Origin of the sequence: Actinoplanes sp. CA-142083 (assembly GCF_050942195.1) — a bacterium.
Taxonomy (GTDB): Bacteria; Actinomycetota; Actinomycetes; order Mycobacteriales; family Micromonosporaceae; genus Actinoplanes.
This window is the reverse complement of record NZ_CP192076.1, coordinates 334,718-353,354: the sequence shown is the minus strand read 5'-3', so window position 1 is coordinate 353,354 and position 18,637 is coordinate 334,718. Positions and strand designations below refer to the sequence as shown.

Genomic DNA, 18,637 nt, shown 5'->3' with positions numbered 1-18,637 from the left:
CACGGGCCGTCGCCTCCCTTAGCCCACCGGCCCAAAGAGCGGGCCTGCCCGGGCGCCCTCCTTCGCGTGTCGCACCATGCCGGGCATCGGCTCGACCTCGACCTCTGCCCAGACCACCACCTCCAGCCCTTCGACGGTGCAGAACGTCAGCCGCCCGCCGTTCGCCGTCGCGAACTCGCGCGCCCGCGCGCACGCCGCGTCCTCGCCCTCGATCGCCCGCATCGCCGCGGCCAGCGCCGCCAGGTCGGCCGCGGTGCGAGCCTGGTGTCGCGCGACCCGGGCAGAGCCGATCGCCGTCGCGCCGAGCCCGGCCAGCACCAGCGCCAGCCCGACGGCCAGCAGAAAGATCGAGGCACCGCCGCGATCCGGTTCGCGGATCATTGCGTCACCCCCGGCTCCCGGGCGGCGACCGCCTGCCCCTTCACGGTGATCGCAGGAAGGCGCGCGCCCAGCATCCGCACCGGCGCCCGCACGACGACGGCGACCGTGTCATCGCCGGTGGCCACGTCGATGCTCGCCCCCGGCGGAGCCACCCGCCCCGCCGCCGCGGTCGCTCCCTCGCCCCGCGCGCCCGCCATCGCACCCTCCCGCGCCGCGTCGACGCACTGCCCCTTGGCCGTCACCGCCACGACCGCGGTGAGCCCGGCGAGGAGCAGCATGATGAGCGCCGGCAGCCCGGCCGCGAGCTCGGCGGTGAACGATCCCCGGTCGCGTCCGGGCTGCCGGCGCCGGATCACTGCAGGGCCCGGTCGATGATCGCGGCCAGGGCCGCTTGCACCCTTTCACCGCCGACGACCTTGAGCAGAACGCCGGCGAACGTCACCGCGGCGAGCGTGCCCACGGCGTACTCGACGGTGCTCATCCCGGCGTCGCCGGCGTCCACCCGGAGCCGGGCGAAGTTCGCGATCAGTTTGCGCACGTGGTTCTCCTTCGGTTGTGGTCGGCAGCGACCGGCGGGCCGCTGCCGCGATCCGTGACCCGGGGCCACGGAGGTCTCGGCGGTGTCAGAGCACGTCCTCGAGCACCGCGATCACGACCGGGACCAGCCCGGCCAGCAGAAACGCCGGCAGAAAACAAAGCCCGAGCGGCAGCACGATCAGCACCGCGGCCCGCTGGGCGGCCGCCTCGGCGGCGACGGCCCGGTCGGCGCGCAGGTCGTCGGCGAGCCGTCCGAGCGCCCCGGCGAGCGCTCCCCCGCTGGCGCTCGACCGGACGGCCGCCGCGACCAGCCGCTCGGCGCCGTCGAGCCCGTCGAGGTGCTGCCACGCCTCGGCCGGTCCGGCGCCGAGCCGCAGCGACCGCGCCGTCCGCCGCAGGCGCTCGCCGAGCGGACCGCCCAGCGCCTCGGCCACCTCGGCCGCGGCCCGGTCGATCGGCGCACCGGCCCGCAGAGCGGCCGCCAGCAGGTCGGCGCCGAGCGGCAGGTCGGCCAGGGCGGCGAGCCGCTCCCGCCGGCGCGCGGGCGGCTCCCGTCGCCGCAGGTACCGCTCGACGCCCACGCCGGCGGCCGCTCCGACCGCGAGGCCCCACCAGGACCCGATCAGCCCGGCGACGGCGACGCCCGCAATCACCGCCAGCCCGATCCGCACCCCGCGCCCGTCGCCCTCCGGCGCGCCCGCAAAGGTGCGCCGCAGCCGATCGAGCCGCCGACGAGGCTCCCGGCGCCACAGCGTCAGCAGGAGCAGCAAGGCCGCCGCGCCCAGAGCCACCAGGCTCATGGCGACACCCGCATCTCAACCTCGCCCGCCGCGCGCACCAACGACACATCCTCAGCGACTACCTCGCCCGCCGCGCGCACCAAGGACACGCTGCCGGCGGGCACCTCGTCTGCGGCGCACACCAAGGACGCGTCTTCGGCGCCCTTCTTGTCCGCCGCGGCGGGCGCACTGCCTCGCCGGGGTCCGGCGGGGTCGGCCGGAGTGGGCTGGTGACGATTCACCAGCGCCGCGAGGCAGCAGGGCCGCACAGTCACCCGGACCGGGCCGCCCGGGCTCAGCAGCACGTCCAGCGCGCATTGCTCCTTCATCGAGCCACCCCCGCGGTCAGTCGTTCGGTCCAGATCAGGCCGCCGCTCTGCAGCACCACTGCCCCGATCGCGCAGGCCGCGCCCAGCGGGGTGTGCAGCAGGACCCCGATCGGGTCGGCGCCGATCCCGATGCCCAGCCCGATGCCGCCGGCCGGCAGCCCGGCCAGCAGCAACGCGGTGGCCTGCGCGCCGGCCGCCTGGGCCGCCGCCGCGTCCGCCGCACGATCTGCCGCCCGCGCGTCCGCCTCGATGCGCTCGACGAGATCGGCGGCCGGCGCCCCGGTCCGCTCGGCCAGCCGCCACACCGACGCCGTGAGCCGCTCGAGACGCCCAGCCGCGACCGCGCCCGGTGCAGCCCGGCCCGACGCGAACCCGCCCGACGCGAACCCACCCGACGCGAGCCGGCCCATCGCGAACCCGCCTGCAGCGAACCGGCCCATCGCGAACCTGCCCGAAAAGGAGCCACCGGCCACGACCACACCCGGCGTGGTTTCGCCTGAGCCGAACCCGCCTGGCACCGGACCAGTTGGGGGCAGTCCCGCGCGGAGGTCGGCTGCCAGCGCGACCAGTCCGGCGAGGGAAGCCGCCCGGCCGGCCTTGACCTGCCGCCGGGCCGTTCGCCGCAGCAGCGCCCGGCCGGCGAGCCCGGCGTAGGCGGCGGCCACTACGGCGAGCACCGGCCCGCCGACGACCAGACCGACCGCCGCGGCCGCGCCCACGCCTGCCACGACCGCGTGCGGCGAGGCCCAGGAGAGCCGGCGCCGTGCCGGCCACGCGATCACCACGGCCCCGGCCACGAGGCACGCGGCCAGCACCATGCTCATGCTCCGACCCTGGGCGGAGGCTCGAGCACCGCCGGCGCGGCCACCCCTCGCACGGCCAGCAGCCGTGCGAGTGCTGTCGCACCCGGCGCCGCCCCACGCGTACGTCGCCAGGCCGGCACCACGGTCGCTAGCCGCTGCTCTCCTGCCGGCAGCAGCACGCTCACCGACTCGAGCGCGCGGCCCCGGGCCGTACGGCGAACGTGCAGCACCACCTGCAGCGCCGCCACCACCTGGGCGTGCAGCGCGGCTCGCGGCAGTCCGCCGAGCAGACCCAGCGCCTCCAGCCGCGCCGGCACGTCGCCCGCGGTGTTGGCGTGCAGCGTCCCCGCCCCGCCGTCGTGCCCGGTGTTGAGCGCACCCAACAGGTCGGCTATCTCGGGGCCGCGGCACTCCCCGACCACCAGCCGGTCGGGGCGCATCCGCAGTGCCTGCCGCACGAGATCGGTCAGCCCGATCGCCCCCGCCCCCTCGACGTTGGCGGTACGGGCCTGCAGGGCCACCACATGCGGATGCACCGGGCGGAGCTCGGCCGCGTCCTCGACCAGCACGATCCGCTCGGTCGGCGGCACGAGCCCGAGCAACGTGGACAGCAGCGTCGTCTTGCCGCTGCCGGTGCCGCCGGTGACCAGGTACGCCAGTCGCGCCTGCACGATCGCCCGCAGCACCGGCGCCACGGTCCGGGTGAGGGTGCCGTGCTCGACCAGGTCGTCGAGCGTGAACGGCCGCTGCCGGAAGGTCCGCAGCGACAGGTACGGCCCGTCGGTGGCCACTGGCGGCAGCACCGCGTGCAGCCGGGTGCCGTCGGGCAGGCGCGCGTCGGCGTACGGCTGACCGTCGTCGAGCCGCCGACCGCACGCCGCCGCCAGCCGCTGCGCGAGCCGCCGCACCTCGTCGTAGTCGCGGAACATCTCGCCGGCCCGCTCGAGCCCGGCGCCCCGGTCGACCCAGACCTGCTTGCCGTTCACCAGTACGTCGGTCACCTCGGGGTTCGCGAGGAACGGCGCGAGCGGCCCGGCGCCCACCAGCTCGTCGTGCACCCGGTCGGCCAGCCGGTGCACCGCGTGGTCGCCGAGCGCGCCGGTTTCCCGGCGCACCGCGTGGACCACCGCGGCGGGCGTGGCCTCGACGCCGCCGACCGCGAACTGTTGCCGCACCGAGGTGGTGAGCTGCCCGTACCCCGTCATGCCGCCGCCTCGTTCCGCGGCTGGTCGACCAGTTTGCCGAGAAGCTCGCGGCACAGCCCGGCGAGGCGCCCGCGAGTGCCGTACGCGGGACCCTTGCCGTTCTCGATCGCGACCAGCATGTCCGGCTCGGGGCGCAGCACCCCGGCCAGCGGAAGCCCGAGCGCCTTGGCGACGTCCCGCGGCGGGAGCGGAACGGGCGCCGGGCCGCGCACCACCACCGCGAGGTCGTCGCGATGGACCCGGATCGTCTGCGCCACCCCGTGCGCGCCGACGAGGCTTCGCAATTCGGGCCTCACGACCAGCAGGGCCCGGTCGGCGGTCTGGAGGGCGAGCACCGACGCGTCGTCGAGTTGCCGGGGCAGGTCGGCGACGATCACGTCGCGGGCGCGGCGACCGGCGTGGAGGGCCGCGGCCATCGCCTCGCTGGGCACCGACGCGGACTCGTCCCGGGCGAACGACAGCAGCACGAGGTCGCCGCGTTGCGGCAGGGCGCGCAGCAGCTCCGGCGGGTCGACGCGGCCGCCGGCCCGGGCGAGCGCGGGCCAGCGCAGGCCGTTCTGCTGTTCCCAGCCGAGCAGCACGTCGAGGCCGCCGCCGAGCGGGTCGCCGTCGACGAGCAGTGTGCGGTGCCCGGCCCGGACGGCGGTGACGGCGAGGCCGCCGGCGAGGATGCTGGCGCCCGCGCCACCGCTGCCGCCGATCACGGCGACGGTGCGTGCCAGGGGCGGGTCGGCATGTGGCAGCGAGGCGAATCGGTCGACGAGCCAGGCCTCGCCGTCCGGAAGCAGGCAGATGTGGACCTCGCCGAGCCGCCGGGCCGCGTCGTCGACGGCGTGCGGCCATTCACTACGGGTGGCGATCACGGTGCGCGAGTGCCGGGGCAGACCGGCCCGGAGGCACTCGACGACGACGTCGGCGCCGAAGACGACCATCGGCGCGGCGGTGATCCTCGGGCTGGCCGAGATCGGGTCGGTGGCGACGACGACCTCGGTGCCGCCGGCGGCAGCGAGGCGCACGAGGTCGTCGAGAAGCTCCTGGTCGGCGGTCACGACGAGGGGCAGGCGCGGAGTGGGCATCGTGGCTCTCCAACACGGCGTCGGGCGGATGAGGCGCCCACCGTCGCGGAGGCCCGTGACGCCCGGCAACGCCGCCTGCCGTCGCCTGTGGATAACTTCGGTCGTTGTGGATAACCCGCATGGCCGGGGTGGATCTGTTATGGGTATCGGTATAAATCGGACACGAGCCTGCATGCGGTCCGGGACTGTTGGGTATGTTGGTGCCGACCCGGGACCGATGGGATTGGCATGGAAAGTTCGATCCAGCGCACGCTCGCCGACGACGGCACAGCCACGGTGACCGTGTACGGGGAGATCGACTTCGCCAACTGCGACGAGCTCGCCGGCTACGCCCGCGATGCCATCCGCGAGTGGGCGCCGACCGTCCTCCGCATCGATCTCGAGCGGGCCGCCTTCATCGACACGACGGGCCTCGGCGCCCTCATCGAGGGCTACAAGGAGGCCACCGCGGCCGGCGCCCGATTCGCTGTCGTGAACCCGACTCCGTCGTTCCGCCGCGTCCTCGACGTCACGGGCTTGTCCACGTTCTTCGGGCTTACCGACGAAGGCGTGGAGACCGAAGCCACCGGCACATAGGGAACGACCCCCGTCGGGGGAGACGGGGGCCGTCCGAGGATTCGGCTCCGGGGGGGTCGAGCCGAATCGACTCGGTGATCGCGGGGGGCGCAACCACCGAGGGTCAGGTGATGGAAGCAGATCGTCAATGACGCGGCCGCGATTCAACAGCGCAATACGTGAATCCCGATCGCAACAGCACTAGCATGCCTCACGAAAGGCACACGCGTCGAGTACCGATTGTGGCTCAGTGCGAGGGTGCTGCCCGTCTGACTGATTTCACAGCGCGTCACCAAGCGTCCGCGCGGCGCGGTGGGGACGACGGGGATGACCGACTTGCGGCTACACTTTCGGCCCGTGGGCCGCAGCGCCGCGTTTTTCGACCTCGACAAGACCGTCATCGCCAAGTCCAGCGCGCTGGCCTTCGGACGGCCCTTCTATCGTGACGGCCTGATCAGCCGCCGCGACGTCGTCAAATCCGCTTACGCACAGCTCATGTTCCGCCTCGGTGGCGGCGGTGACGAGCAGGCCATGGCCCGCACGCGCGACTACCTGGCGGCGCTGACCAAGGGCTGGCGGGTCGAGCAGGTGCAGCAGATCATCGCCGAGACCCTCGACGAGCTGATAAACCCTTACGTGTACGCCGAGGCGGCCACCCTGATCAGCGAACATCAGGCGGCCGGCCGCGACGTGGTGCTGGTGTCGGCCTCCGGCGAGGAGATGGTCCGCCCGATCGGCGCCCTGCTCGGCATCACCGACGTGATCGCGACCCGCATGAGCATCGTCGACGGCCGGTACAGCGGCGAGATCGAGTTCTACGCCGCCGGCCCCAACAAGGTCGTCGGGGTGGACGCTTTGGCCGAGTCCCGCGGGTACGACCTGGCGGACTGCTACGCCTACTCCGACTCGGCCAGCGACCTCCCGCTGCTGGCGGCGGTGGGCCATCCGAGCGTCGTGAATCCCGACCGGGCCCTGCGCCGGGCGGCGCTGGAAAACTCGTGGCCGATCCTCGAGTTCCGCAACCCGATCCCGGTCGGCAAGCGCCTGCGAGACCGTCCGGCCGTGCCCGTGGCGGCGGCGCTGGGCGTCGGCGTGGGGGCCGTGATCGGCCTCGCCATCTATGCCAGGCATCGCCGGTCTCGCGCCGCCGTCTGACCCTTCGGGACCCACCCCGGAACGTGCGCTCAGCAGCGCAAAGAGTGACGTCCTCAGGGCGGCGCAAGCCAATGAGCAGCGCGAATGGCTTTGGTCTGACTAATCTGAAACGCCAGGTTTGCCGGGCTGAAGGCCTGGCGATCAAGCGGCGAGCGGCGTAGAAAGAACTGGCGAGAACCGTTGCGGAGGACCAGGAGCCGGGCGACCCGGGGGTCGGGATACCTGAGCTTCGGAAGGCCGTAGCTCCGCGTTCAGGCATCGGTACTCGTGCACGGCCACCGGGAACCCACGCGCGATCAGCCACGGCAGGCACGTTGCGGCGGGACCTCAGCCGAGAGGCTTAAGGACTGTCGACAACGACCCAGGTGCACGCTTGATAACCCGGTCCGGACGCGCTAAAGCCGGCGCCCCTAGCGGGACGCCGGCTCTATTTTGTGCACTGTCCCGTCGCCGCCCCGAAGCGTGATGACTTACGGCGAGCAGCGCACACCAACTCACCAACACCCGGGACACCCAGCGGCTAGGCGCCGCGCCCGTTTGGATCGTGATGACTTGGGGCGAGCAGCGCACGCCAACTCATTAACGCCGGAGCACCGGCCGGCTAGCCGCCGCGCCCGTGTGGATCGTGATGACTTGCGGCGGCCGGCGCACGGCAAGTCATCAACGGCCCGCTTGCGGCCGCGAAGGTTTGCGCTGATGGGCATGCAGGCACAGCCCGGCGCCGGCGGCACGGGACGGTGAGTTGCAACCAGCTCGCCTGGTGGGCGGGGACTCTGCCTGACCCGTACTCGATAAGGGCTTTAGGTGTTTTGGGCGTCTAAATGGCGGTTGCGTAGCTCGTGATAGACCGCCCGGAAAAGTGACGGGCGGGAGTGGAAGTCGATGCCCTGGGCCCACAGCTCGGTGTTGACCATGGAGCCGTCGCGGCGCTCGATGAGGACGGTCATGCCGCTCTCGATGCGCCAAGGGCCGACGCGATGGGTGGCCTTGTGCAAGCGCACGTGGGCGACGTCGCGCCACGACATGGTGCGGGAGCGGACGAGGCCGTGGATGCGCAGGCCGGTGGCGCCGACGTAGGCGCCCATCTGGAGGATGCGGTGGGCGCCGATCACCCAGATGGCGGCCAGTGCGCAGGCGACCAGCTTGACGCCGTGGCCGGTCAGGTCGAACTGGCGGATCGTGGCCCAGGCCAGGAGGGCCAGCGCGGCGGCCTCCCAGCCGATCACCAGCCAGCGGCCGGGGCCGGGCGGGTAGGGACGCGTCCACATTTCGCTCACGGAAGCGAGTATCCCAGCGTGCGGGCGCCGTTTGACCGGCTCCGACCAAAGAATGACCGATCAGGCCGCGGCCAGGACTCCATCACCGATGACGGTGAGCTCGTCGGCGGCCGTGGAGACCGCCGCTGCGTAGTGCCGCAGCCAGGAGCGCACGCCGTCGGGGGTGCCGGTGGCGTAGGCGCCGGAAGAGCCGACATATTCGGGCTCGCGGGCGAAATGTCCGATCTCGACGGCGACCAGGCCGCGCGGGTCCAGGCCGCGACCGATCAGGGTCAGGCGAGCGGCGGCGCGGGCGACAATTCCGGAAGGGCCGGCGAAAGGCCGCAGGGTGAGCAGCTCGGCGTGCACGACGGCGGCGAGCAGCAGGGGCGGAGTGTCTGAATTGTCGGCAACAATACGAGCCAGCGCGTCCACGCGATCGGCGCCACCGGTCAGCCGGCCGAGGTCGTCGGCGGGAACGACGCCGCGCGCGGCCAGCACGTGCAGCTTGGCGAGGACCTGCCGGGGCGCCCGGGGCCAGAGGTCGACCAGCCCGCCCAGACCCTCGGCCACGCGCAGCGACCCCTGCACGACCGGGTCGGTCACCGTGCCGCCGCGGACCTCCTCGACGTCGTAGGCATGGCCCTCGAGCGCCGCGCTCGCCACGGCCGCGCGCAGCGAGACCTCGGCGGCGACCTGACCGCCGTGCCGGCGCAGGGCGCGATGCCGCATGGCGGCGTCGACCTGGTCGCGGGCGCCGGCCAGCGCGGAGGCGACATCGGCGAGATCGAGCAGCGGTGCGAGAGGATCCACCCGAACACCGTAGCCGGTAAGACACGCGAAACATGGGGTGCGCAAAGCGGCTCGCAACTGGCAAGATTCGCGCAGCACCAAGCAGCAACCGGTCATCCAGCGCGCGCACGATGCCACCGAGCGCGCCCGCCGTCGCAGGTGTCGCCGCGGCACCCCGGCAGAACTAATGTGCAACGAAGAAACCCCAGTGAAAGAGGAGCCGCCCTCATGAGCGAGACATTGGCGAACCTGTCATCGGAGACACGTCAGTTCCCGCCGCCGGAGCAGATCGCAGCGGACGCCAACGTCAAGGCCGACGCGTACGAGGAGGCCGCCGCCGACCGCCTCGCCTATTGGATGAAACAGGCCGAGCGGCTCAGCTGGGCCAAGAAATGGGACCAGGTCCTGGACTGGTCCAACCCGCCGTTCGCGAAGTGGTTCATCGGCGGCGAGCTCAACGTGGCGTACAACTGCGTCGACCGGCACGTCGAGGCCGGCCACGGCGACAAGGTCGCGATCCACTGGGAGGGCGAGCCCGGTGACACCCGCACCATCACGTACTCCGACCTGCTGAAGAGCGTCAGCCAGGCCGCCAACACGCTGACCGAGCTCGGCGTCGGCGCCGGCGACCGGGTGGCGATCTACCTGCCGATGATCCCGGAGGCCGCGGTCGCGATGCTGGCCTGCGCCCGGATCGGCGCGACCCACAGCGTGGTCTTCGGCGGGTTCTCGGTCGACGCGCTCTCGACCCGCATCAAGGACGCCGACGCCAAGCTGGTCATCACCGCCGACGGCGGGTACCGGCGGGGCAAGCCGTCCGCCCTCAAGCCCACGGTCGACGAGGCCGTCGCGCAGTGCCCGAGCATCGAGAACGTGCTGGTGGTCCGCCGCACCGGGCAGGAGGTCGCGTGGGGCGAGAAGGACAAGTGGTGGCACGAGACCGTCGAGCAGGCCAGCCCGGAGCACCAGGCGCAGGCCTTCGACTCGGAGCACCCGCTCTTCATCCTCTACACCTCGGGCACGACCGGTAAGCCCAAGGGCATCCTGCACACGACCGGCGGATACCTCACCCAGACGTCGTTCACCCACCACGCCGTCTTCGACCTCAAGCCGGAATCCGACGTCTACTGGTGCACGGCCGACATCGGCTGGGTGACCGGCCACTCCTACATCGTCTATGGCCCGCTCTCCAACGGCGCCACCCAGGTCATGTACGAGGGCACGCCCGACACCCCGGGTCGCGACCGGTTCTGGCAGCTGGTCGATAAGTACAAGGTGTCCATTCTGTACACCGCGCCCACGCTGATCCGCACGATGATGAAGTGGGGCGACGACATCCCGGCCGGGTACGACCTGTCGTCGCTGCGCATCCTCGGCAGCGTCGGCGAGCCGATCAACCCCGAGGCCTGGATCTGGTACCGGAAGAACATCGGCCGCGACCGGACCCCGGTGGTCGACACCTGGTGGCAGACCGAGACGGGCTCGATCATGATCTCGCCGCTGCCCGGCGTGACCGCGGCGAAGCCGGGCTCGGCCATGACGCCGCTGCCGGGCATCACCGCCGACGTGGTCGACGACCAGGCGCAGTCGGTGCCGAACGGCGGTGGCGGCTTCCTGGTGCTGCGCGACCCGTGGCCGTCGATGCTGCGCACGATCTGGGGCGACGACAAGCGCTTCATCGACACGTACTGGTCGCGGTTCGGCGCGGGCGCCGGCCAGGGCGACGACTGGATCTACTTCGCCGGCGACGGCGCCAAGAAGGACGACGACGGCTCGATCTGGCTACTGGGCCGGGTCGACGACGTCATGCTGATCTCCGGCCACAACATCTCCACCACCGAGGTGGAGTCGGCCCTGGTCTCGCACCCGGCGGTGGCCGAGTCGGCGGTGGTCGGGGCGACCGACCCGACCACCGGCCAGGCGATCGTGGCATTCGTGATCCCGCGCGGCAATGTCGACACTTCGGGCGACAAGGGCGAACAGCTCAACGTCGACCTGCGCAACCACGTGGCCAAGACGCTCGGCCCGATCGCCAAGCCGCGGCAGATCATGCTCGTCCCCGAACTGCCGAAGACCCGCTCCGGCAAGATCATGCGGCGGCTGCTCAAGGACGTGGCCGAGCACCGCTCGCTCGGCGACGTGACGACGCTGCAGGACTCGGCGGTGATGGATTTGATCTCGGCGGGGATGAAGACCGCCAAGCCCGAGGACTAGTCGGCTGGGGGCCGGCGTCGCCGGCCCCCACCAACGTTATGGATCTCCCATAACACGTAACTGATCAATATCGATTCCTGCAGCTATCGCTGTCTTTACATACGTTTACCTCCAGCCCCGAACCCCGGGGCCGTTTTGATGCCGGGCCGCTCACCCCAGCGCCCGGCCCCATAAGCGGAGGTAATGCGTGGTGCGCAAAGTAGTCGCAGGACTGCTCGGCGCCGCGATGGTCACCAGCGTCGGAGTGTTGCTCCCGACGGTGGCCCAGGCGGCACCACCGGTCGAGCCGGTCACGGCGGTTCCCGGTGGGCGGGCGGGCGTGGACGATCTGCCCAGCCCGCTCGAGGACAAGCGCCGTGCGCTGCGCGCGCAGGCGGTGTCCGATGTGGTCAGCGGCAAGGCCAAACCGGTCGACCGGAACGGCAGCCAGGTGGTCAAGGTCGGCCGGCACGGCCGCAAGGACCAGTACGTCGAGCTGAGCCGCCAGCGAACCGACCGGATCTTCGTGATCCTGGCCGAGTTCGGCAACGAGCGGCACCCGAGCTACCCGGACGTCGACTCCGACCCCAACACGGCCGGACCGACGACGTACGAGGGCCCGCTGCGCAACAAGATCCCCGAGCCCGACCGGACCAAGGACAACAGCACGGTCTGGCAGGCGGACTACAACCAGGACCACTACCAGCAGGTGTACTTCGGCGCCGGCAAGAACGTCGAGTCGCTGAAGACGTACATGGAGGCCCAGTCCTCCGGCCGCTACTCGGTCGACGGCGAGGTCACCGACTGGGTCAAGGTCCAGTACAACGAGGCCCGCTACGGCCGGGACGTCTGCGGCAGCCACGTCTGCACCAACGTCTGGGCGCTCGTGCGCGACGCCGCCAACCAGTGGGTCACCGACCAGCTGGCCACCGGCAAGACCCTCGCCGAGGTCACCGCCGACCTGAAGACGTTCGACCAGTACGACCGGTACGACTTCGACGGCGACGGAAACTTCAACGAGCCCGACGGCTACCTCGACCACTTCCAGATCGTCCACGCCGGCGGCGACCAGGCCGACGGCGACCCGCAGCAGGGCGAGGACGCGATCTGGAGCCACCGGTCGTACGCGTACTCGAGCGGCGACGGCGTCACCGGCCCGACCGGCAACCTGGCCGGCGGCACCCAGATCGGCACCACCGGGATCTGGATCGGTGACTACACCATGCAGCCGGAGAACGGCGGCCTGAGCGTCTTCACGCACGAGTACACCCACGACCTGGGCCTGCCGGACGACTACGACACCAGCGGGCTCGGCGACAACAACAACGAGTACTGGACGCTGATGGCGCAGAGCCGGCTCAACGCGACCGGCGAAGCGCTCGGCACCCGCCCCGGCGACATGGGCGCGTGGAACAAGCTCCAGCTCGGCTGGCTCAACTACACGCAGGTCAAGGCCGGTCAGAAGAAGCTGGTGAACCTCGGGCCCGAGGAATACAACAGCAACAAGCCGCAGGCCGTCGTCGTGACGCTGCCGGACAAGTCGGTGACCACCGACCTCGGCGCCCCGTTCGAGGGCTCCAAGCAGTTCTTCTCCGGCAACGCGGACGACCTCGACACCACGCTGACCCACGACATCGACCTGACCGGCAAGACCAGCGGCAGCGTCACGGTCAAGGGCCGGTACAACATCGAGCAGGACTACGACTACCTGTATTTCGAGGTGTCGACCGACGGCGGCGCCAACTGGACCGCGGTGAACGGCACGGTCAACGGCGCCGCGCTGCCGACCGACGCCGACGGGCACCCGGCCCTGACCGGCGAATCGGCCGGCGCGTGGACCGACATCGCGATCCCGCTGGACGCGTACGCGGGTCAGGCGGTCAAGTTCCGCCTGCATTACAAGACCGACGGTGGCCTCTCCAAGGGCGGCTTCTTCGGCGACCTGCTCACCATCACCGCGGACGGCGCGACCGTGCTGGCCGACGGCGCGGAGGGCACGTCGACGTGGACCGCCGCCGGATGGTCGGTCGTCGGGTCGAGCGTCACCAACAAGTTCCCGGGCTACTACATCGCCGGTAACCGCAGCTACACGACGTACGACAAGTACCTGGCCACCGGGCCGTACAACTTCGGGTGGGCCAGCACCAAGCCGGACTGGGTGGAGCACTACAACTACCAGACCGGCCTGCTGATCTCGTACTGGGACACCTCGCAGGCGGACAACAACACCAACGAGCACCCCGGCTCGGGCCGCAACCTCTACATCGACGCGCACCCGAAGCCGTTCAACAACGTCAACGGCGTCCCGTTCCGGTCCCGGATCCAGGTGTACGACGCCCCGTTCGGCCTGTACCCGACCGACGGCATGCTGCTGCACGTGGACGGCAAGGCGTCGCCGGTGTGGCCGCAGCTGCCCAGCCCGCTCTTCAACGACAAGGGCAAGTACTACTACGACGAACTGCCGAACCAGGGTGTCAAGCTGCCCGCGGTCGGCGTCAAGATCGGGGTGCTCGGCCAGAACGGCACCTCGATGACGGTCGCGGTCTCCTGACGCGTTTCCCAGCCGGCGCCCGGGGAGTTTCTCCCCGGGCGCCGTTTTTCTTGCGGAACCCGGGTCGGTCGCGCAGCGTCTTACTCGACACGCCTCGCTTCGCTTCAGAAGGGACAGACCATCATGAGGTACGCCGTTCCGGCCGCCCTCGCCGCAATCCTGGTCGTCCTCGCGTCCGGGTGTGGCAGCCCCTCGCCCGCCCTCTCCTCCGCGCCCTCCTCGGCGCCACCCTCATCCGCGAGTGAACCCGCCGTCCCGCGGCCCTTCACGCCGAGCGGGCCGCCCAACGGCTTCACCGACCAGATCAAGCCGAACGGCTGGATAGTGGGCACGGTCACCGCCGGCGGCACCGGCCCCTGCTACGGCCTGGAAACCGACGACGGCGTGCAATACGCCCTGTACTCCACCGCCGGCATCCGCCTCGACAAGGGCACCCGCGTCCGGGTCAAGGCCACCCCGTCCCGCCTCCGCATCCACTGCGGCCCCGGAAAGCTGCTCGACATGAGCGCCGCCGAGCCGCTGCGCTGACCCCCCGCGCGGCGGGTCACGGCCGCGGTCCGGCCCGAGTCGACCGAACGGCCTAGGCTGGACGCATGGTTGACGAGTCGGTTGTCCTGGTGGAGGGCCCCTGGACGCACCGTTTCGTCGGCGCGAACGGCAGCCGGTTCCACGTCGTCGAGGCCGGCGCCGGCCCGCTGGTGCTGTTCCTGCACGGCTTTCCCGAGTTCTGGTGGGCGTGGCACGACGTCATGACCCGGGTCGCCGACGCCGGTTTCCGCGCCGTCGCGATCGACCTGCGCGGCTACGGCGCCAGCGACAAGCCCCCGCGCGGCTACGACGGCTACACCATGGCCGCCGACGTGACCGGCCTCATCCGCGCCCTCGGCGAACGCAACGCCATGATCGTCGGCGCCGGCGCCGGCGGCATGATCGGCTGGGCGGCCGCGGCCTTCCACCCCAAGCTCGTCAGCCGCCTGGTGGTGCTGGGCGCCGCCCATCCCCTGCGCCTGCGGGCCGCCATCTTCGCCGACCCAAGAGGCCAGCTCGCCGCCTCCTCGACGGTCCTGCGCTTCCAGGTCCCCCGGTACGAACATGTCCTGACCCGCGACGACGCCGCCCTGGTGGGCGAGCTGATGTCCCACTGGTCCGGTCCGACGTGGAGGCACTCCGAGGAGTTCACCGACTACGTCCGCCGCTGCCGCGACGCCATGCAGATCCCGCAGGCGGCCTTCTGCGCGCTGGAGGCGTACCGCTGGGTCGCCCGGAGCGCCCTGCGCCTGCAGGGGTACCGCTTCGTCAAGCTGATGCAGCACCCGCTGATCACCCCCACCCTGCAACTGCACGGCGCCCTCGACACGGCGACCCTCCCCCGCACCGCGCAGGGCTCGGGGCGTTACGTGATCGCGCCGTACGAGTGGCGCCTGATCCCCGACGCCGGCCACTTCCTCCACCAGGAGGCCCCCGACTTCGTAACCGGCGAGATCCTCCGCTGGCTCAAAACCGCGTAACCACCCTGCGCTCACACTCCGCCGCGCCCGTTCGCCACACCCCGCCCGCGCCACACCCCGCCCCGCACGCACGCCGCGCCCTGCCGCCCTCGCACCCGGCGCGCCGCGCCCCCGCCCCCGCCGCGCCGCGCCCCACCGCCCTCGCCGCGCCGCGCCCCACCGCCCTCGCCGCGCCGCGCCCCACCGCCCTCGCCGCGCCGCGCCCCACCGCCCTCGCCGCGCCGCGCCCCACCGCCCTCGCCGCGCCGCGCCCCGCGCTGGCCCTCGCCGATCTTGATGAGTTCGTGTGGGCGCTGGACGCCAAATCATCATCGCCCCGGCCGCGCGAGCTCTCGGCTCACCGATCTTGATGAGTTCGTGCGCGGTCCGCACGCCAAGTCATCATCGCGGCAGGCGCGCACGCATCCACGTGCTCGCGGTGAGCGGCGAGACGCACCACCCGATCCTGGTCGCGACCGCGGACCGCGCGGACGCCGTGGCCGGCTCGGTCTTCGAGGTCACCGACGACGAGCTGGTCAAAGCCGACGAGTATGAAGTGGACTACCGCCGGGTCGAGGCGCCGCTGGCCTCCGGAGATGTTGCCTGGGTCTACGTGGCCGCCTGAACGGGGTTTCACCACTCACGCAGAATGAAGCGCCAGGGCCAGCGCAGCTGGGCCCCGGCGCGGCCTCGGCGGGAGCGACGTCTCGTACCACCCACCCAGATACGACATGAAGAATTTCATCTTGCGGCGCCGACGCGTTGTGGTGTCGGGCGGCGGCGCGAGGCCGAGTGGCGCATCTTTTCGAGATCGGCGTATTCGGTGACCAACGGGCCCACGTCGAGGATGAGGGCCACGTCGCCGTTGCCGAGGATGGTTGAGCCGCTGACGCATTTCAGGGAGCTGAACAGCGGGCCCAGCGGCTTGATGACGGTCTGGAACTCGCCGAGCAGGGCGTCGACGACCAGGCCGGTGCGCTGGCCGGACTGCTCGACCACGACGACGCTCTGCCGGCGGGCCAGGTCGCCGTCCAGGCCGAAGAGCTGGTTGAGGCGGATGAACGGCAGCACCTCGCCGCGCAGGTTCATGTGGTCGCGATCGCGGTCGTTGGTGGGGAACTCGACGCATTCGGTGACGCGGTCGAGCGGGACGATGAAGGACGATCCGCCGACGCCGACGAGGAAGCCGTCGATGATGGCCAGCGTAAGCGGGAGGCGGATGCGGATGGTCGCGCCCTGCCCGCGTACGGAATCGACCTCGATGCTGCCCCGCAGCGCCGCGACATTGCGGCGCACCACGTCCATGCCGACGCCCCGGCCGGAGAGATTGGAGATCTTTTCGGCGGTGGAGAAGCCAGGCTCGAAGATGAGGTCGTAGACTTCGTGGTCGCTCAGGGTGGCACCGGCCGGCACGAGGCCGCGGTCGACCGCCTTGGCGAGGATCCGGTCCCGGTCGAGGCCCTTGCCGTCGTCGGAGACCTCGATGACGATGTTGCCGGCGTCGTGGTACGCGTTCAGCCGCAGCTGTCCCTGCGCGGGCTTGCCGGCCGCGACCCGATCCCCGGGCGACTCGATGCCGTGGTCGAGGGAGTTGCGCACGAGGTGCATCAGCGGATCGCTGATCCGCTCGACGAGGGCCTTGTCCATCTCGGCGTCGCCACCGGTGATGGTCAGGTGCACCTCCTTGCCGAGGTCGACGCAGACGTCCCGGACGACCCGCTCGAAGCGGCGCAGCGTCATCCCGATCGGCACCATGCGCAGGGCCAGCGCGCTGTGCCGCACCTCGTCGATGAGTCGGGTGACCTCGCCCTGCGCCTCGGACAGGTGCTCGGTGACGCTGATGCCGGCCTGGGCGATGACCAGCTCCCCGACGAGGTCGATGAGGCGGTCGAGGCGGCCCGCGTCGATGCGGATGGTCTGGGTGTCCGAGGATCGGCTGTCGGCGGTGCGGCGCTGCTTGCTGAGCGCGGCCTCCACCACGGCCGGCGGCGCCATCCCCTGCTCGACGATGACCTGGCCGATCGGCACCGGTCCCTCGTCGCGGCTCCGCTCGCGCTGGATGCGCAGCGCCTCGTCGATCTCGCCGGGGGTGACCGCGCCGCTCTCCTGGAGCACGTCGCCGAGCCGGTCCCGGTCGGGCATCTGCTCGATGTAGGCGGCGAACGCCTCGTGATCCAGCGGCACGATGCGGATGTCGCTGTCCTCGCGGACGAAGTCGAACACCGCCTCGATCTCGGACTTGGGCGCGTCGGTGTGCAGCTCGGCTTCGAAGGCGAGGTAGTTGGTCTCGGGGTCCATGTCGGACGCCTCGGGCAGCGCCGAGTCGTCGACCGTGACCCGCGTGACGTCGCCGAGCGTGGTCAGGTGGCGCAGCAGCGAGAGCGGATCCATGCCGTTGCGCAGGCAGTCCGCGCCGAAGCGGAGCTGCAGCATCCACTCACGCGGGCCGGACGGTGTCTCGGGTTCGGGCGCGGCGGCCGCCGTTTCCGGAGCCCCACCGGGCTCGAACGGCGCGAGGCGGGCGAGAAGCGCGTCGGCCTCGGCCTTCTCGGCGGGGCTGGGATCGACCCGGCCCTCGGCGACGCCCTCGACGTACCGGGTGATGTGGTCGGCGCACGGGAGCAGGACGCTGATCAGTTCGGGGGTGACCCGGACCTCGCCCTCCCGGACGTGGCCGAGCAGCGTCTCCACCACGTGCGCGAAGCCGACCAGGTGGTTGAGGCCGAACAGTCCCGAGGAGCCCTTGAGCGTGTGCGCCGAGCGGAAGATCGCGTTGATGGTCTCGGCGTCGTCCGGGTCGCCCTCGAGCGCCAGCAGCCCCTCTTCGAGGCTCTCCAGCAGCTCGCGGGCCTCGGTGATGAAGATGTCGAGGGCCTCGTCGGCGTCGAAGGACATCAGTGGACCTCTCGGAGTTCACCGTCCAGGCGCACGATCGCCAGGGCATCGAGGACGGGCTCGCTCGCGTCGTGGAATGCGGCCGCGCCACCCAGGCGCTCGGCCTCGCGGCGTACGGCCAGCAGGATCTGCAGCCCGGCAGTGTCCATTTCGGTCACCTGGGATAGGTCGACCCGGAGCGTGGCGCTCTCCTCCAGCGCCTTGAGGAGCCGGGGGCACTGCTCGGCGGCCGTGTAGATGGTGAGCTCGCCGTCGAGGCCGACGGCGTTCACGGTGCGATCAGCTTGGAGACGGCGGCGAGCATCTGCTCGGGCTGGAACGGCTTGGTCACCCAGGCCTTGGCGCCCGCGGCCTGCGCCTGCCGCTTCTTGTCCTCCTGCGACTCGGTGGTCAGCATGATGATCGGCGTGAATTTGTACGCGGGGAGCTTCTTGGCCTCGCTGACGAACGTGATGCCGTCCATGTTCGGCATGTTCACGTCCGAGATGATCAGGTGGATGCGACGGCCGTCGAGCTGTTTGAGGGCGTCCTTGCCGTCCGAGCCCTGGATCACGTCGTACCCGGCGCCCTTGAGCGCGATGCTGACGACCTGGCGGACCGAGGCCGAGTCGTCGACGACGAGAACGGTCTTTCCCATCTCTTC

Annotated in this window: 20 protein-coding genes; 7 read left to right on the top strand and 13 right to left on the bottom strand. The window is 71.4% G+C overall.

The features are described from left to right. Positions 1-18 precede the first annotated feature (18 nt). From ACQPZX_RS01700 to ssd, 8 genes are all read right to left on the bottom strand, one after another. Positions 19-381: an Rv3654c family TadE-like protein gene (locus tag ACQPZX_RS01700; RefSeq protein ID WP_433373344.1), complete on the bottom strand. Its 363-nt coding sequence runs from the start codon at positions 379-381 to the stop codon at positions 19-21. Beyond that, a complete protein-coding gene (locus tag ACQPZX_RS01695) occupies positions 378-734 on the bottom strand; it encodes a TadE family type IV pilus minor pilin (protein ID WP_433384941.1) in 357 nt (118 codons plus the stop codon). The genes ACQPZX_RS01700 and ACQPZX_RS01695 overlap by 4 nt, the downstream gene beginning before the upstream one ends. Beyond that, positions 734-862 (bottom strand): DUF4244 domain-containing protein, encoded by a 129-nt coding sequence (locus ACQPZX_RS01690; RefSeq protein ID WP_378966372.1) that lies wholly within the window; start codon positions 860-862, stop codon positions 734-736. The genes ACQPZX_RS01695 and ACQPZX_RS01690 overlap by 1 nt, the downstream gene beginning before the upstream one ends. Positions 863-1,004: 142 nt before the next feature. Further along, on the bottom strand, positions 1,005-1,718 hold the full coding sequence (locus ACQPZX_RS01685) for a type II secretion system F family protein (protein ID WP_433373341.1): 714 nt from the start codon (positions 1,716-1,718) through the stop codon (positions 1,005-1,007). Next, positions 1,715-2,026 carry a hypothetical protein gene (locus tag ACQPZX_RS01680; RefSeq protein WP_433373340.1) on the bottom strand — a complete coding sequence of 104 codons (312 nt, stop codon included), beginning with the start codon at positions 2,024-2,026 and terminating at the stop codon, positions 1,715-1,717. Before ACQPZX_RS01680 ends, ACQPZX_RS01685 begins: the two co-directional genes overlap by 4 nt. Beyond that, positions 2,023-2,850, bottom strand: a complete 828-nt coding sequence (locus ACQPZX_RS01675; RefSeq protein WP_433373337.1) for a hypothetical protein — start codon at positions 2,848-2,850, stop codon at positions 2,023-2,025. The genes ACQPZX_RS01680 and ACQPZX_RS01675 overlap by 4 nt, the downstream gene beginning before the upstream one ends. After that, on the bottom strand, positions 2,847-4,034 hold the full coding sequence (locus ACQPZX_RS01670; protein ID WP_433373335.1) for a TadA family conjugal transfer-associated ATPase: 1,188 nt from the start codon (positions 4,032-4,034) through the stop codon (positions 2,847-2,849). Before ACQPZX_RS01670 ends, ACQPZX_RS01675 begins: the two co-directional genes overlap by 4 nt. Then, positions 4,031-5,110 carry a septum site-determining protein Ssd gene (ssd, locus tag ACQPZX_RS01665; RefSeq protein WP_433373332.1) on the bottom strand — a complete coding sequence of 360 codons (1,080 nt, stop codon included), beginning with the start codon at positions 5,108-5,110 and terminating at the stop codon, positions 4,031-4,033. The genes ACQPZX_RS01670 and ssd overlap by 4 nt, the downstream gene beginning before the upstream one ends. 228 nt (positions 5,111-5,338) lie before the next feature. Between ssd and ACQPZX_RS01660 the strand changes: the two genes are divergently transcribed. Both ACQPZX_RS01660 and ACQPZX_RS01655 read left to right on the top strand, forming a co-directional pair. Continuing rightward, positions 5,339-5,686 carry an STAS domain-containing protein gene (locus ACQPZX_RS01660; RefSeq protein ID WP_433373329.1) on the top strand — a complete coding sequence of 116 codons (348 nt, stop codon included), beginning with the start codon at positions 5,339-5,341 and terminating at the stop codon, positions 5,684-5,686. Between the two features lie 336 nt (positions 5,687-6,022). Beyond that, positions 6,023-6,820 carry an HAD family hydrolase gene (locus tag ACQPZX_RS01655; RefSeq protein WP_433373327.1) on the top strand — a complete coding sequence of 266 codons (798 nt, stop codon included), beginning with the start codon at positions 6,023-6,025 and terminating at the stop codon, positions 6,818-6,820. An 800-nt stretch (positions 6,821-7,620) separates the two neighbouring features. On the opposite strand, the gene ACQPZX_RS01650 is transcribed toward ACQPZX_RS01655, so the two are convergent. Then, positions 7,621-8,088, bottom strand: a complete 468-nt coding sequence (locus tag ACQPZX_RS01650; protein WP_433384937.1) for a PH domain-containing protein — start codon at positions 8,086-8,088, stop codon at positions 7,621-7,623. A 69-nt stretch (positions 8,089-8,157) separates the two neighbouring features. After that, positions 8,158-8,889, bottom strand: a complete 732-nt coding sequence (locus tag ACQPZX_RS01645) for an oxidoreductase (protein WP_433373324.1) — start codon at positions 8,887-8,889, stop codon at positions 8,158-8,160. A 207-nt stretch (positions 8,890-9,096) separates the two neighbouring features. Between ACQPZX_RS01645 and acs the strand changes: the two genes are divergently transcribed. The 5 genes from acs to ACQPZX_RS01620 all read left to right on the top strand — a co-directional run bounded on the left by acs (position 9,097) and on the right by ACQPZX_RS01620 (position 15,724). Next, positions 9,097-11,082, top strand: a complete 1,986-nt coding sequence (gene acs, locus ACQPZX_RS01640; protein WP_433373322.1) for an acetate--CoA ligase — start codon at positions 9,097-9,099, stop codon at positions 11,080-11,082. A gap of 226 nt (positions 11,083-11,308) precedes the next feature. After that, positions 11,309-13,612, top strand: a complete 2,304-nt coding sequence (locus tag ACQPZX_RS01635; protein WP_433384934.1) for an immune inhibitor A domain-containing protein — start codon at positions 11,309-11,311, stop codon at positions 13,610-13,612. A gap of 123 nt (positions 13,613-13,735) precedes the next feature. Next, positions 13,736-14,140 (top strand): hypothetical protein, encoded by a 405-nt coding sequence (locus tag ACQPZX_RS01630; RefSeq protein ID WP_433373319.1) that lies wholly within the window; start codon positions 13,736-13,738, stop codon positions 14,138-14,140. A 65-nt stretch (positions 14,141-14,205) separates the two neighbouring features. Continuing rightward, positions 14,206-15,120: an alpha/beta fold hydrolase gene (locus tag ACQPZX_RS01625; RefSeq protein ID WP_433373316.1), complete on the top strand. Its 915-nt coding sequence runs from the start codon at positions 14,206-14,208 to the stop codon at positions 15,118-15,120. A 418-nt stretch (positions 15,121-15,538) separates the two neighbouring features. After that, entirely contained in the window at positions 15,539-15,724 is a 186-nt protein-coding gene (locus tag ACQPZX_RS01620; RefSeq protein ID WP_433373313.1) for a gamma-glutamylcyclotransferase family protein, read from the top strand. A 116-nt stretch (positions 15,725-15,840) separates the two neighbouring features. Here the strand turns inward: ACQPZX_RS01620 and ACQPZX_RS01615 are convergent, their stop codons facing one another. Genes ACQPZX_RS01615 through ACQPZX_RS01605 form a run of 3 tightly spaced genes read right to left on the bottom strand, consistent with a single transcriptional unit; the run spans position 15,841 to position 18,631 of the window. After that, positions 15,841-17,994 carry a chemotaxis protein CheA gene (locus ACQPZX_RS01615; RefSeq protein ID WP_433373310.1) on the bottom strand — a complete coding sequence of 718 codons (2,154 nt, stop codon included), beginning with the start codon at positions 17,992-17,994 and terminating at the stop codon, positions 15,841-15,843. Then, the gene (locus tag ACQPZX_RS01610) at positions 17,994-18,266 is read right to left on the bottom strand and encodes an STAS domain-containing protein (RefSeq protein WP_433373307.1); all 273 of its coding nucleotides are present in this window, start codon (positions 18,264-18,266) and stop codon (positions 17,994-17,996) included. Before ACQPZX_RS01610 ends, ACQPZX_RS01615 begins: the two co-directional genes overlap by 1 nt. Next, a complete protein-coding gene (locus ACQPZX_RS01605) occupies positions 18,263-18,631 on the bottom strand; it encodes a response regulator (RefSeq protein WP_378966175.1) in 369 nt (122 codons plus the stop codon). The genes ACQPZX_RS01610 and ACQPZX_RS01605 overlap by 4 nt, the downstream gene beginning before the upstream one ends. Between the last annotated feature and the right edge of the window lie 6 nt (positions 18,632-18,637).